This is a genomic window from Rhodococcus sp. LB1 (genome assembly GCF_001583455.1).
GTDB lineage: Bacteria > Actinomycetota > Actinomycetes > Mycobacteriales > Mycobacteriaceae > Rhodococcus_F > Rhodococcus_F opacus.
This window is the reverse complement of record NZ_LTCZ01000180.1, coordinates 1-12558: the sequence shown is the minus strand read 5'-3', so window position 1 is coordinate 12558 and position 12558 is coordinate 1. Positions and strand designations below refer to the sequence as shown.

Here is a 12558-nt window from a genome sequence, read left to right as displayed (position 1 = left end):
TACACATCGCGGTCGGCTTTGCCGCTGCCGATGGACCGCGGTGGGAGGTCCACCATCCCTCCCCGGACGAGGATTTTCGCGCCCCTGCCGAGACCTACACCAGTCGAGACGCCCTCCTTGCCGAACTCGACCGACTCGAACACCTGGGCCACCAGCCGATAGATTCCCGATCAATTCCCTAACCGGCCGGCAGCACGTCGGGCTGTGCCGCCATCGACCTGTGAACGACACATTCAGGTCGTCGACGCGGACTGTCCGCCGCGGGTGTCCCACCCGACGTGTTCGGCACCGCCCTCGGACTCGCGATGCGATGTCAGTGGGCGTCGTGGAAGGCTTGGACGATGTCGGCACGGATCCGGCCTCGAGAGGGCATCTCGTAGCCCTGTTCTGTCGCCCACTCCCGAATCTTCTTGACCTCCCCCGTCCTCGGAGTCGATCCGATCGGGTCCGTTACCCGATTCGAGCGGCGCTTCGTGCCGCCGACCCTCCTGGAATGAGCAATCCAGTAGTCGAGAGCGTCGCGGAACTCCTTGGCGTGCTCGCCCTTCAGGTCGATCTCGTATTCGACGCCATCAACCGCATAGTTGATGCTCTCCCCCTCGTCGCCGAACACGGTCCCGTCGATATCGTCCACCCACTCCACCACAGCCCTACGCGCCACGGATTCCACTCCCACCTTCATCGATACGAACGAAACAACAGTACTCGCGCCAGACACCGCATCAGCGCTAGCTACGCTAGCTATGATTGCATCGCACCAGATGCCGGCGATCAGTCTCGTCGTCGCACAGCACCCAGCCATCGTGTGCGAGTGGCCGCCGCCGCAATCCTTCGAGGATCCTCATCACCAGCGCCAACCTGCTTTCACCAGACAATCCCGACCCACGCGACCCATTGCCATTTTCGTCACTGTGATGCAATTCGAGTTCCGGGTGCCGGAGCGCTCCTCCGATCGCCCCGTCCGACAACCGACCCATGAAGCCGCAGAAGCACTCTCAGTCCTACGCGTGCGGCATCAACGGCACCCGTCGGGTGGAGGCACGTCGGGCCGCCGCATTCCTTTGTGTCCACCGCCGCCTGTACCCACCTCCGCTCCCCCGTGCAGGGAGCCTGCTGGCGTCGTGCGGCCCAGCCCCATCCAGGTGCAGGGGGGCGAACTCCCGCGGACCGGAGTCCAGGTCTTCGGTGTCGCAAAAGTGACAAATGATCACTCGGCGCGGCGTCGGCGTGGCTTGGGGATGTCGGTGCGCGCACCCTGACCGGGTCTGTTGTTCGCCCACGTGACAATTTCCGAGCGCTTCCACAGCGGAGTGCGGCCGATCTTCTCCACCGGCGCCGGCGCCTGGCCACGGGAGACGTACCCGCGGAACGTCGAGGCAGACAGCTCGGTACCGGTCTCCTCTTTGATCAGGTCGACGACCTGGTCGGTGGTCAGTCGATGTGGGTTAGCCATCTGGTGAGAGTCCTTCCAGTCCATCGCCTTCCCGGCGATGCGGGTGGCAGTTCGGTCGTCGGCCCGGCGGTCGGCCCGGCAGACCGGCTGCAACACGACGGTACGCTGTGCGGGACCGTCCTCGAAGGGACCCTACAACGGCGTGCTGTAATGCCCGCACACGCGTTCGGGGGTCCGACAGCGGTCCATACGTTCCAACACTACAGCGATAAATTGCAAGGTTTGGAACCCGTGGAGAGGGTCCCTCTAGCTGGACAACACGTACCAGAACATCATGTGTCTCTCCTCGAAGCGAAAGGACCTCGTCGTTTGCGACAGCAGTGTCGACATGTCTCTGTTCTGACGGTGGATCTCGCGCACGCTCTTTGCCGAGCCGCGCGCGGTAACTTCCACGTCGACGTTCCGCAGCCAATCGGTCAGGGGTGTCTCCCGAGTGCAGCTGCCGGGGTGAGAACGACCTGCCTCGCCGGGGAGGGACAGACTCAGTGCCGACTCGCCGGGGCAGTGACGGCACGCGGCATGGCGACCGCCGTCGCACGTCCTGACATGGCTAGACCGCCCGTGCGACCATGAGCTCCCCCGGCGCCACGCGCGGCACCACCGCATGCCAGGCATCGGGCGGGAGGTCACGTGCCGCCCGATGTTGAGAAGAAGTGCCCACAGTCACATCGCACGACCTCAGGCGCCACGACCTCCTCATGCCCGCCCCGCCAGCCACACCGAAACCGCTGAGCGCAAAACCATTCCACATATGGCGCCGTCGGATAGTCCACACCGCCGGTGGCACTGACACGGCAACAAGGCCATCGCACAGCGACAGATCGACCCACTACGCCACCGCGTCACCCCTCGCCACGGTTGACCACGTACCCTCACCCGCTGGAGACAGCACACAAGAGGAGAGATTGCATGGGGGTCGGATCGGTGCACGACACGCTCGTCGACTACGACGGAATGGACTACCGCCGGGCGTTGGGCGCGCAGGTCACCACAGATGTGCGACACGACGTCGGCATGCCGGCAGTGGTCACGCGATGAAGCCCGTCGAAATCGCCGATGGCGTGTACTTTGTGCACACCGAGATGGTCAACTGGGTGCTGCTCACCGAAGGCGACGCGGTGACCGTGATTGACACCGGCTACCCGGCGCAGCGCGGTGATGTCGAGGACTCGATCCGAGCGATCGGCCGGGTCCCTCGGGGCATCGAGGCCGTGCTCATCACCCACGCGCATGTCGACCACGTCGGCAGCGCACAGTATCTCGCCGAGACCTACGGGGCGCCGGTACTGGTACACCCCGACGAAGTAGCGCACGCCCGCCGGGAATGCCACGAGGTCGCGACACCCTGGGATGTGCTCAGCAATATCTGGCGACCCGGGGTCCTGTCGTGGGCAACAAAGCTGATCCGCCTCGGTGGCACGGCCAAGTACGGCATCGACTCCCCCACCCCGATGCCCGTACCCGGCGCCCTGACCTGCCCGGGTGCCCCCGTCCCGGTTCTCGCGCCCGGCCACACCTCCGGTCACACCATCTACCACCTTCCCGATCGCGGTGTGGTGATCTCCGGTGACGCCCTGATCACCGGGCACCTGACCTCACAGGTCGCCGGACCTCAATTGCTGCCGCAGTGGTTCGACCACGACCGCGGTATGGCCGCGGAGTCACTGCGCATCATCGGAGAGTTGGACGCCGACATTCTCCTGCCCGGACACGGGCCGATCCATCGCGGCTCCGTCGCCGAAGCGGCCGCAACCGCACGAGAACGCGGCGGCGGCGCGCCGTGAGGATCGGAACGCACTGACGCGAGAACTCCGTTTCCACAAAGTCTTTCGCGCACACCACCCGGCCCGACGGACGGCTACACGTCGGGCCTGGCCGCCCTAATTGCACGTAATGCAGACAATGCGTGCGATCGGAAGGTTTGGGTGGGCGAGTTCTGAGCGTGCGATCGTCATCAGCCGAGGCGAATCAGAGCTTGCGGGCGGAAATCTCCACCCCTGCCGCGCGCAGTCGTTCGACGAGCACGTCGCCGAGCGCGGTGGCCGGGGTGAGGACGCCGGCCTCGTCGGGGAGCCGGTCGCGATCGAGCACCAGGCTCAGGGCCGACTCCCCCAGCAGGACCGCGGTGGCCCGGTATCCGGGATCGCCCTGCGCCGTCACCCGGGACGCGTACCGGGCGCCGGTCGTGGTGGTGGTGTAGATGTCCATCGCGAAGTAGCCATTGCGCTGCGTTTTCTCGCTGGGGCCCTCGCCGGGTGCGGGGAGGACGCGGTCGAGGACGTACCGGGTGGGCGGAACGCTGAGACCGAGGACGAGCCCGCCGAGGATGGCCGCGACACCGGCCGCGTAGACGCGGGACAGGCGCGAGTCGCCGACGCTCATCACCTCGCGGTACTTGAACTTGCGGCCGTACACCCACCCTTGGAGTGCGTTGCTACGCCGCACGATGCGGGTGTTGTAGGAGCCCATGACGAAGGGCGCCTTCCACCCGCGTACCTGCGGGGCGATGTCCGCGCCGTCCACGGCGGCGACGTCGGATTGTCGGCCGAGGTCGGGTTCCTTCGTCCGGTCGGGGCTCAATGAGTACGGGGAGGCGGCGAGCCGACGCAGCGCCCGATCCTTCTTCGACACGTCGATCTGGGTGCGCAGCGAGTCGATCGTCCCACCGGAGACTCCGCCGCGCAGCGACGCGACCAGGGTGGTGTCGGTCAGTTCCCCGGCGCCGTCGGCCTGGACTTTCTGGTGCAGTACGTGCACGCCCAGGTCGGAGGGGATGGAGTCGTAGCCGCAGGAGTGCACGATCTTCACACCGTTGGCCCGGGCCTTGTCGTGGTGGGCGTCGATGCTGGTTCGGACGAACAGCACCTCCCCGGTCAGGTCGACGTAGTCGGTGCCGGCCGCGACACAGGCGGTGACGAGTTCGGTGCCGTACTTCGCGTACGGTCCCACCGTGGTGGCGACAACCCGTGTGCGGGAAGCCAGCTCGGCGAGCGCGACAGGGTCGTCGGCATCGGCGATGACGATCGGCCAGTCGCCGGCGCGGGGCCCGAGCGCCGCCCGGGTGGCCTCGAGTTTCGCCTGTGACCGTCCGGCGAGAGCGATCCGCACACCCTCCGGGGCGGTGCGTGCGAGATAGTCGGCGAGCAACCTTCCGACGAACCCGGTGGCACCGTAGATGACGAGATCGAGTTCACGTCCGCTGTCAGTCATGCGCGGAAGCCTACAAGCGACGCGGATCAGACAGAAGAGGTAGATGTAACCCTGCGTAACTGTATGCCGGGATGGTGGGGCAGATCCCCTCGAACCCGAGTCGATGGGGACGTGTCATCTTTCCAGTTCACGACCCGTTCCGGGTGCAGGCGGCGACGGCGCCTTCTCGATGAGTTTGCCCTGCCCGCAGGGTGTGACCCGGCATCGGGGGGTGATGCCGGGCCACTGGGGGGTGTTCTGCGAACAAAATCTGGGGGGATGTTCAGCAGAACGACCCCGAGTTTACCGAGCGTCACCGACAGACGGCTCACGCGGCCGCGCCTCCCTGTCAAGCCTCCCCAGACGGACGCAGGGTTTCGAAACTGGGGTCACTGGCCGGAGTCCGAGTGTGTGCGGGCCGCGTGAACGCCTTGGTCGTAGTCGTCGACGTACATACCGGCGCCGGGGCGGTAGGTCGAGTCGACCGCCTGAGGGTCGTAGGCCATGAACACCACGTCCGGTCGTCCGGCGTTGAACTGCCGGAAGGTGGTGTAATCCCAGCCGTCGGGTGCGTAGTCGTCATTCCAGCACAATCGGGCAACGGCGACGAATCCGGCCCTGCTGTACAGGTCGGGGAGCACGGTGTCGAAGCAGTCGAGGCGTCGGCCGCCTTGTGCGACCGCGGTTTCCAGTAGTGCACGCCCAGCCCGGGGGTGGCGGCAGTCGCGGTGCGCGTAGACGGAGACCACCTCGTCGCCCTTGAGGGCGATGCCGGCCTTGCCGTCGTCGGTGATGAGCAGTCGCATGCGCCGGTATTCGCCGATGTCGTACACGAAGACCGAGGCGGCGTACGGGTTGTTGTCCTTCAGTGCGCTCATCTGGGTGTGGTAGAGGTCGGCATCGCCGGGGGACAGTTCGTAGAGGTCGGGGGTGCTGTAGCCCTCGGCCCGCAGATACTGGGCACGGTCCTCGGGCAGGGAATGTGTGGCGGTGGGGAGGAGTTCCCGGTGGTTGATCAGAAGCCGTGGAACTCCGCCAGCTTGATCGCCTCGTCGTTCCATTTCTGTTCGATTGCGCGCCGCTGAGGCTCCGGCATCTGCGGGGTCCAGCCCTCCTGCCGGGCCCAGAACGCTTCGCGCTGTGCCTGTGTCAGTGTCGGTTCGTTGTTCATCAGTGTTGTTCTCCTGTGTTTGGCCCTGCTGAGTATGGCGTAGCGCGGCGATCTGCCGGGCACGCAGTTCTTCGCCTGCCGTCAGGCGCTGCTGCAGACTCGCGCGGGCGGCGGTGTCGGATTCGCGGGCGATCTGCTCCCGCAGCTCACGCTGTCCGCCGGGGGTGGAGTCGTACAGTGCCCGATTCTCGGCCACGGCGGTTTCGGCGCGGCGGACGCGTTCGCCGAGCGTCGGGTCGTCCGGGTTGCGTTCGAGCGCGGTGCGGGTGTCGGCGAGGGTGCGGTGCGCCCGCTGCAGGCGCGTCCGCACGTGCGGGGTGCAGCGGGGGCCCGGTTTCGGCTTGCACATCAGTGTGCGGCCCCCGCCGCGGTGCATCGGTCCACCAAGGTGGCGAGCATGCACGACAGTGCGTCGATCTTGGTCGGGTCCGGGGTGTGATCGGTGTTCAGGTACTGGTCGCGGCGGAGTTCGATCATCACCGCGCTGACCCGGGGGTCGGAGCGATACCGGTTCAGGGGCACATAGCAGCCGGCATACGGGGCATTGACCGCGGTCTCGTCGAGTCCGGCGAACGCGGCCAGTACCTGGTCGGTCAGCCACTGGGGGGTGTGGAAGTCGTCGATCCCGATGCAGAGCGCGGGTCTGGGCCGGGTGGGGTCTTCGAAGGCGGACGGGCGGTGCGGGTAGGAGTGCACGTCGATGATCACCGCTGCACCGGTGGCGGCGAGCCGGTCGTCGACCAGCTCCGACATGGTGGCGGCGTAGGGATGGAAGTAGGCGTCCATCAGGTACTGGCTGTCGGGTGCGGGTTCGGGCCGCAGTAGGGTGCCGGTGCAGGTGCGGGTGTAGACCGCTCCCCTACCGACGTCGTTCATCGGCTCGTCGTTGCCGGGGAAACGTTCCGGGTCGATGACCAATCGGGAGACCTGGTTGATCGCCAGCCAGGGTCTGCCCCGCCCTGCCGTGGCGTAGTTGGCGGCACCCTGGGCGATGAGGTCGGTTGCGGTGTCGGTGGATTCGTCCAATTCCCTGTGCAGTTCGGCATCGGAGAGGAGCAGTCCCGCGCGCACGGTGTCGGGGATCGCCCGGGATGCGTGCGGGACGTGCAGGATGACCGGGGATGTGGGATCGCCCGACTGGATGCGGCAAATCGTCATGTCAGGTCCTTCGCTGGTGTGGTCGGGTCGTGAGATGCCAGGGCGGTCATCGCTGGGGACCTTCCGCGGTGCGGACCGCTTGGTGGCGCAGTCGTTGTCGGTCGATCTGCCCGTTGCTCAGGGCTTCTGGGCGGTGACCGATGTGGAACAGCCCGGTGGTGTGTGGGCAGACGAACACGGCGAGTCCCTTCTCGCCGGGGTGCCTTTTGCGGACCGCTTTGGCGTCGGCGCGGCTGTGATAGCCGCGGTGATGACACAGAGTGCAGAAGGTCCAGCGGGCGGCGGGGTTGTGGGCGCGGGAGGTCATACGGATCGTCCGATCTGCAGATTGAGCCAGTCGGACAGCCAGGTGATCGCGTTGCGGCCGGCGTTGTCGACGACCAGGGCGTTGTAGTTGGTGTGGGCGCCGGAGGTGAAGAAACTCGCGGCCTTGAGGCCTTCGCCGACCAGGGCGGTCAGGTCCTCGGCACCCTGCGACTGGGCCATGGTCGTCAACGAGCCGGTCAACGCCGGCAGATCAACGTTCTCCGTTTGGGTACTGATGCTGGTGGCCGCGCTTGACTGCTTGCCGAGTAGTTCCGGTGGGGTCTTGGTGGCTTTGCCGGAGAGCATGGTCACCGCCACCGAGGCCAGGTCGAGGCCGACGGGCAGCAGGCCGGCCATCGCGGCACCCGCGCCGAGGGGGTCGGGTGCCTGCCCGGGAGGTGGCAGCAGTTTCTCCACCGCGGTCCAGGCGATTTCCTGGATCTCGCCGATGAGGGTGGCCAGCCGGATGACATCGACGCCGCCCAGGATCGACGCGACGAGTGCGGCGATCTGGGTGTACCCGGTGGGGTCCGGGATGACCGACAGCACCTGAGACACCCAGCGCAGATCCACGGCCGCGGCCATCTTCACCAATGGCGCGAACTGGTTGTTCAGCTCCCCCGCCACCTGGTGCGCGCCGTGGGCGTCGAGCGCGGCGACCTTCTGCGGCAGCACCGTGAGGTTGTTCAGGATGCCGGGCACGTCGAGCGCGGTCACCTCGGTAGCGACGTTGAGCACCTGCCCCACCACCGTGGCCGGCTTGAGCACCGACAGCACAGTCGAGGCCGACGCGAGCGCATCGGCGGGAACCGAGGTCAGCGGGGCGACCTGGCGGCCGAGAGTGGTGGCCGCGGTCGAGAGATGCGGCAAGTCTTCCGATGTCCCGGCCACGGTCGACGTGCTCGACTCGGCCAGCTTCCCCGCGGTGTCGGCGATCGTCGTCACCGTGCCCAGCGCGGCGGACAGATCGGATGACCCGGCCTTCGAGAGCACCTGGGAGGCACTGTGTTCGGGGCTACCTACCGGGGCGGCGGACAGCTCTGCGGTGGCGGCGTGTGCGGTCCCGGAGTCGATCAAATCCACGATCGGGGCGAGCGTGCCGGCGATGGACGATGCCGTCGCTGCAACGCCGCCGACATCGACATTCGGCTGCGAGAGCTGCTGTCCGAGGGCTGCGACACCCCGGCCGAGTGCGGGTAGGTCGGCGCCGGAGAAGTCCGAGGTTAGGGCGGTGGCCAGCTGGGAGTTGCCGGTGCCGCCGGTGTTGCTGGTGTCACCGTTCGTGCTGGGGGTCTTGCTCAGAATCGACCCGAGCGAGCCGAGGAGGGGGTTGTCGCCCTTGCGGATCGAGCAGTACAAGTCCCCGGGATCACAGATCGAAGCAACCCGGCCGGAGAGTGTGCCCATTCCCTGGGGGCGGGGGTCGGCGATGCCTTCGCCGGAGGTGCGCGGGCCCACAATGGCGGAGCCCTGGGTGCCGGCGCCGGGGTCGGCGAGCAGGCCGACGGCCAGGACCCGGTCGGCGGGCACCGGCCCGTGGTCGTTGCCGATCCCCGATGCAAGATCGCCGGCGGCGTCGGCGCCCTGGGAGTAGCCGGTAATCGTGAACTTCGTGTTCGTGCACCTACTCGCGATGTCGGTGAGTACCGCCGTGGCCTTGGTGAGGGCGTCGATTTTGCTGTCGGCGTAGGTGTGTCCGTTGTCGAACGCGCGGGCCATGTACGGGAGGGTGTAGACCTGCGCCCGGTCCCCGTGGGCAGCGGCGATGGCGTCGGCGACCGGTGCGAGGATCCCCACCGCTTGGTGGGGGTCGGCGTTCTCGGAGGTCTCCCAGGTCCCGGGGATGAGCAGATTGAACGTCGCCGCACAGCCGGTGGGGTCGGCGTGCGCGATCGCGGGGGCGGTCACCGCGACACCGCCGCCGGCGACGGTCGCGCACACCACGAGAGCAACGAGGTGGCGGGCTCTCGAACGTCTTGCGGGCATGGGCACCTCATCTGTCGCCGGCGAGCTATGAAGCTCACCCCTCGATGCCGCTCCGGGATGCCACGCGCAGCCACCGAACACACACCGATGAGGTGAGGTGCATACGGTGACCGAATTCGGCAGCCAGATTCAACGGGGTATGTGGATAACCCTCATTCGCACGTCGCCTGCCGCCCGACCCACCGCGCACGCCCGCGTCTCGTCCCCGCAGTATGAACTGCGGAAACGACACGTCCCCTCTAGATCAGATCCAGTCGATGTGGAACTTGTCGAAACCCTTGTTCTCGGGGTAGTCGAGGGTGGCGTGCCGCTCCAGCAGTGCGACGACTCGGGCGTGATCGTCGTTGGCCAGTGCGGCGGCCAGTTCGCGGGACTCTTCACTGGTGAACGGTGTGTCCGAGTTCGCGAAATCCAGTGTCCGCACCCGGTAGTCGTAGCCCTCGTCGGCACCGTTACGGACCATGACACCACCCTTGACCCGGATGACCGCTCTTTTCGGGGTTCCGTCCGGGCGCAACACCCCGGCGCGTTTCATGATGTCCTCGGCCTTGACGTTCTTGAGCTTCTTGCTCGCGTCGGCACGCAACTCGTTCGTTTCCCCGGACCGGTACCGGGAGACGGCGGAGCGGGACCGCCCGATCTTCGCCGCCACGGCATCGACACCGCCGAGGCGTTCGATCGCGGCACGGCGTTGGGCTCGCTCGAGGACGTCCGGGTGCGGGATGCGGCCTTGCTGCGCCCACCGGCGCAACGTGCGAGCCGACGGCGGTGTGCGGCCTGCATCGATCGCGGCCTGCCGCAGGCCCTCGTTACCGAGCTCCTCGCGTAACTGCTTGACCGAGACCTTGCTCGTCAGACCCGCCAGCCCCCCGCTCTTGACCTGCTTCGACTTCTCGACACCGCTGGTCGCGGCGTTGGCCACGGAGACCTTGAGTCCGTCGAGGCCGACCGCCTCCTGCGCCGGCTTTTTGGTGCGCGGCTTCGGAAGATGCAGGGCCATCAGAGCACCCCCTCCCCGTCGTCGTCGTCGGCGTCCTCGTTGTCGGCGAAGGCCGCCTTGATCGCGAGGTTCACCTCGTGCACGTCCTGGGCCGAAGTGAAGGCGGACAGGAGGGTGTCGGTGAGGACCACGTCCTTCTCGACCGACATCTTCCCCAACGCGTCGCTTGCGTCGGCGATGTCCTCACCGCCCGAGAGGAGGTACACCCAGGAGTCGGTGACGGTGCGGACCGGCCAACGATTGTGCTCGCGGGCAATCCGCATCGCCACACGGCGGCCACGCCACCGGCAGTGCGCGATGATCGACGCACGCCAGAGCGGTTGGTGGTGATGTTGCATCTGCTTCGCAGTCCACATGTCCGGGTTGACCATTCGCCCGATGTAGCCCTTGTAGCAGGTGCCGAGGAACCGCTTCGTCGCGTCGTCGTCGGTGTCCACCGCGGCCTTCCGGGCCTCGCGCAGGATTTTGGCCCACTTGTCCAGCGCCCGGCCCTGTTGTGGGTAGACCCAGGCCTCGGTGATGTTGAGGTCGTCGAGGTCACCCCGGTCGGCGCCGATTCCTCCGTCACCCAGGTCTGCACCTGTTGGTCGGCGAGCATGTGCGGGTGCGGCAGAGGGAGCTTCCCGGGAAGCGACAGTGACTGCCCGGCAGGCAGGGTGATCCGCCACAGCCCGAACGGGGCACCCTTCTCCCCCACCGCCGCAGCAGCGGCAGTGTCACCGGTCAGGTGTTTGGGCTGCCCGTAGCCGAACTCGAGCATGCCAGCGGATGCGAGGTAGGCGGCGCGTTGATCGATCGAGGGACGCGGGTCCAGCCGACAGCGGGTTCGAGGTCTCCCCGCGGCGGGCCGTCCAGCGGTGGGACCGAACCGGGTGTGGTGACGACGATGCCTTTACCGCTGCGGGTGCGTTCCCGCTTGATCTTGTCGACGAGGGCGGCGCCGGTACGCGCGGGCGTTGGCCCCGGGAGCACCCCGAGGTGCCGGGCGCACCAGGCCAACCGGCGACCGAGTTCCCGTGCCGCCGGCAGGTCGTCATCCGGGAGATACGTTCCGGCCGTCGGTGAGCCGAGGATGCCCATGTCACCGACCCGGTTGTGCCACCCGAAGTCCTTGTTCCAGTACGTCCACACGTATGGTTCGATCACCACATCGACCATCGAGGTGAAGTTCCCGATCGAGCGGGACAGGTGCACCACGTGCCCCGGGTCGCCGCGCAACTCCCAGCCCGCGTTCAGCAGTGGGGTGAGGGTGGCGTGCAGGACCGCGGTCAGTTCCTGGGCGGCGCGGTTGCGGAGGGCTTCCATGTCGTCGACGTCGTCTTCGCTGCCGGGGTCGATGATCCACCCGAGCAGCTCGCACGCGGCCTGTCCGACGACCCAGATCTGTGCGGGGGCGCCCAACGGTGTCAGCGAGGCCCAGCGGATCAGTTTGTCCAGCTTCTCGACCGCGTCGACGGGACCGGTCAACTCCCGCCCGGAGGGTGTGTAGGTCCCGTCGGCGGTCACGATCAACGCATGGCCATCGGCTTCTTCTCCTGCGGGCAGCGCCTCCCACACCGGCTTATCGGCCGCGTCGTTGCCAGCCGTGTCGCTGCCAGCCGTGTCGCTGCCAGCCGTGTCGCTTCCGGCCGCGTCGTCGTGCACTTCGTCGCCGTCCACCGCAGCGCTGACGGCCGCTTCGCTGTCCGTCTCGGGTGTCGGCGGGGACGGGGCTTCGGCGGGGTCGGCGGCTTCGGCCACATCCGACCGCTCGGGCGATGCAGGGTGGGCGGCAGCGGCCGGCTCAGAATCCGCATGATCGGCTTCGACGAAGACATCAGCATCGACGGCGACAGCGTCGTCGTCGGGAAGAACGTCATCGTCAGGAAGAAAGTCGTCGTCGGGAAGAACGTCATCGTCAGGGAGAACGTCATCGGTGGAATCGGGAGATGTCGTCAGGGTTGTCTCGGGCAGTGCGAACAGGGGTATCTGTTCCCACGGACTGCTCATGACTCCTGCTCGGTGATCCGGCCGTCATGATCTGCCGGCGGGACGCGGTAGCGGTCGAAGAACTCCTGCAGGGCCACGTCCACGACATTGGTCACCGTGGATTGGCGATCGTTCACCAGCCAGTTCAACCGGGCCTCCGTCGAGGCCAGGACCCGGGTATTGAGCGGAACCTTCGCCGGGCCCTTCCTCGGTTCCAGCTTCGCCGTCAATTCCGGACTCGGCGCTCCCGCACCACCGACGTCTCCCGCACCGGAAGCGCGTTTCCCCGAGCCCGCGGCGCCTCGTCCGGCCCCGGTCGGGCGGCGG

General features: G+C 67.3%; 11 protein-coding genes and 1 pseudogene. 2 read left to right on the top strand and 10 right to left on the bottom strand.

Features of this window, described 5'->3' with window-relative positions:
• Nucleotides 1-313 precede the first annotated feature (313 nt).
• Nucleotides 314-661 (bottom strand): histone-like nucleoid-structuring protein Lsr2, encoded by a 348-nt coding sequence (locus AZG88_RS23975; protein WP_061699434.1) that lies wholly within the window; start codon nucleotides 659-661, stop codon nucleotides 314-316.
• Between the two features lie 546 nt (nucleotides 662-1207).
• Nucleotides 1208-1453, bottom strand: a complete 246-nt coding sequence (locus AZG88_RS23970; protein ID WP_061699433.1) for a helix-turn-helix transcriptional regulator — start codon at nucleotides 1451-1453, stop codon at nucleotides 1208-1210.
• Between the two features lie 909 nt (nucleotides 1454-2362).
• On the opposite strand from AZG88_RS23970, the gene AZG88_RS55095 reads away from it, so the two are divergent.
• Nucleotides 2363-2491: a hypothetical protein gene (locus AZG88_RS55095; protein ID WP_269455058.1), complete on the top strand. Its 129-nt coding sequence runs from the start codon at nucleotides 2363-2365 to the stop codon at nucleotides 2489-2491.
• Nucleotides 2488-3237, top strand: a complete 750-nt coding sequence (locus tag AZG88_RS23965; RefSeq protein ID WP_061699431.1) for an MBL fold metallo-hydrolase — start codon at nucleotides 2488-2490, stop codon at nucleotides 3235-3237. Before AZG88_RS55095 ends, AZG88_RS23965 begins: the two co-directional genes overlap by 4 nt.
• A 184-nt stretch (nucleotides 3238-3421) precedes the next feature.
• Here the strand turns inward: AZG88_RS23965 and AZG88_RS23960 are convergent, their stop codons facing one another.
• From AZG88_RS23960 to AZG88_RS23925, 8 genes and pseudogenes are all read right to left on the bottom strand, one after another.
• Nucleotides 3422-4663 (bottom strand): saccharopine dehydrogenase family protein, encoded by a 1242-nt coding sequence (locus tag AZG88_RS23960; protein WP_061699430.1) that lies wholly within the window; start codon nucleotides 4661-4663, stop codon nucleotides 3422-3424.
• A gap of 368 nt (nucleotides 4664-5031) precedes the next feature.
• Nucleotides 5032-6189 (bottom strand): hypothetical protein, encoded by a 1158-nt coding sequence (locus AZG88_RS54040; RefSeq protein WP_231914164.1) that lies wholly within the window; start codon nucleotides 6187-6189, stop codon nucleotides 5032-5034.
• The gene (locus AZG88_RS23950; RefSeq protein WP_061699429.1) at nucleotides 6162-6971 is read right to left on the bottom strand and encodes an N-formylglutamate amidohydrolase; all 810 of its coding nucleotides are present in this window, start codon (nucleotides 6969-6971) and stop codon (nucleotides 6162-6164) included. Before AZG88_RS23950 ends, AZG88_RS54040 begins: the two co-directional genes overlap by 28 nt.
• Before the next feature lie 46 nt (nucleotides 6972-7017).
• Entirely contained in the window at nucleotides 7018-7278 is a 261-nt protein-coding gene (locus AZG88_RS23945; protein ID WP_061699428.1) for a hypothetical protein, read from the bottom strand.
• The gene (locus AZG88_RS23940; protein WP_061699427.1) at nucleotides 7275-9263 is read right to left on the bottom strand and encodes a cutinase family protein; all 1989 of its coding nucleotides are present in this window, start codon (nucleotides 9261-9263) and stop codon (nucleotides 7275-7277) included. Before AZG88_RS23940 ends, AZG88_RS23945 begins: the two co-directional genes overlap by 4 nt.
• A 244-nt stretch (nucleotides 9264-9507) precedes the next feature.
• Nucleotides 9508-10263 carry a hypothetical protein gene (locus AZG88_RS23935; RefSeq protein ID WP_061699426.1) on the bottom strand — a complete coding sequence of 252 codons (756 nt, stop codon included), beginning with the start codon at nucleotides 10261-10263 and terminating at the stop codon, nucleotides 9508-9510.
• Nucleotides 10263-12252, bottom strand: a pseudogene (locus AZG88_RS23930) (hypothetical protein). Before AZG88_RS23930 ends, AZG88_RS23935 begins: the two are co-directional and overlap by 1 nt.
• Nucleotides 12249-12558, bottom strand: a 310-nt coding sequence (locus AZG88_RS23925; RefSeq protein ID WP_061699425.1) for a hypothetical protein, incomplete at its 5' end; no start/stop codon positions are given. The gene AZG88_RS23925 and the pseudogene AZG88_RS23930, both read right to left, overlap by 4 nt.

Coding starts and splice junctions, on each gene's coding strand:
- AZG88_RS23970 (WP_061699433.1), bottom strand. CDS start 1,453: ATGGCTAACCCACATCGACTGACCACCGACCAGGTCGTCGACCTGATC.
- AZG88_RS23940 (WP_061699427.1), bottom strand. CDS start 9,263: ATGCCCGCAAGACGTTCGAGAGCCCGCCACCTCGTTGCTCTCGTGGTG.
- AZG88_RS23935 (WP_061699426.1), bottom strand. CDS start 10,263: ATGGCCCTGCATCTTCCGAAGCCGCGCACCAAAAAGCCGGCGCAGGAG.
- AZG88_RS54040 (WP_231914164.1), bottom strand. CDS start 6,189: ATGCACCGCGGCGGGGGCCGCACACTGATGTGCAAGCCGAAACCGGGC.
- AZG88_RS55095 (WP_269455058.1), top strand. CDS start 2,363: ATGGGGGTCGGATCGGTGCACGACACGCTCGTCGACTACGACGGAATG.
- AZG88_RS23950 (WP_061699429.1), bottom strand. CDS start 6,971: ATGACGATTTGCCGCATCCAGTCGGGCGATCCCACATCCCCGGTCATC.
- AZG88_RS23960 (WP_061699430.1), bottom strand. CDS start 4,663: ATGACTGACAGCGGACGTGAACTCGATCTCGTCATCTACGGTGCCACC.
- AZG88_RS23965 (WP_061699431.1), top strand. CDS start 2,488: ATGAAGCCCGTCGAAATCGCCGATGGCGTGTACTTTGTGCACACCGAG.
- AZG88_RS23945 (WP_061699428.1), bottom strand. CDS start 7,278: ATGACCTCCCGCGCCCACAACCCCGCCGCCCGCTGGACCTTCTGCACT.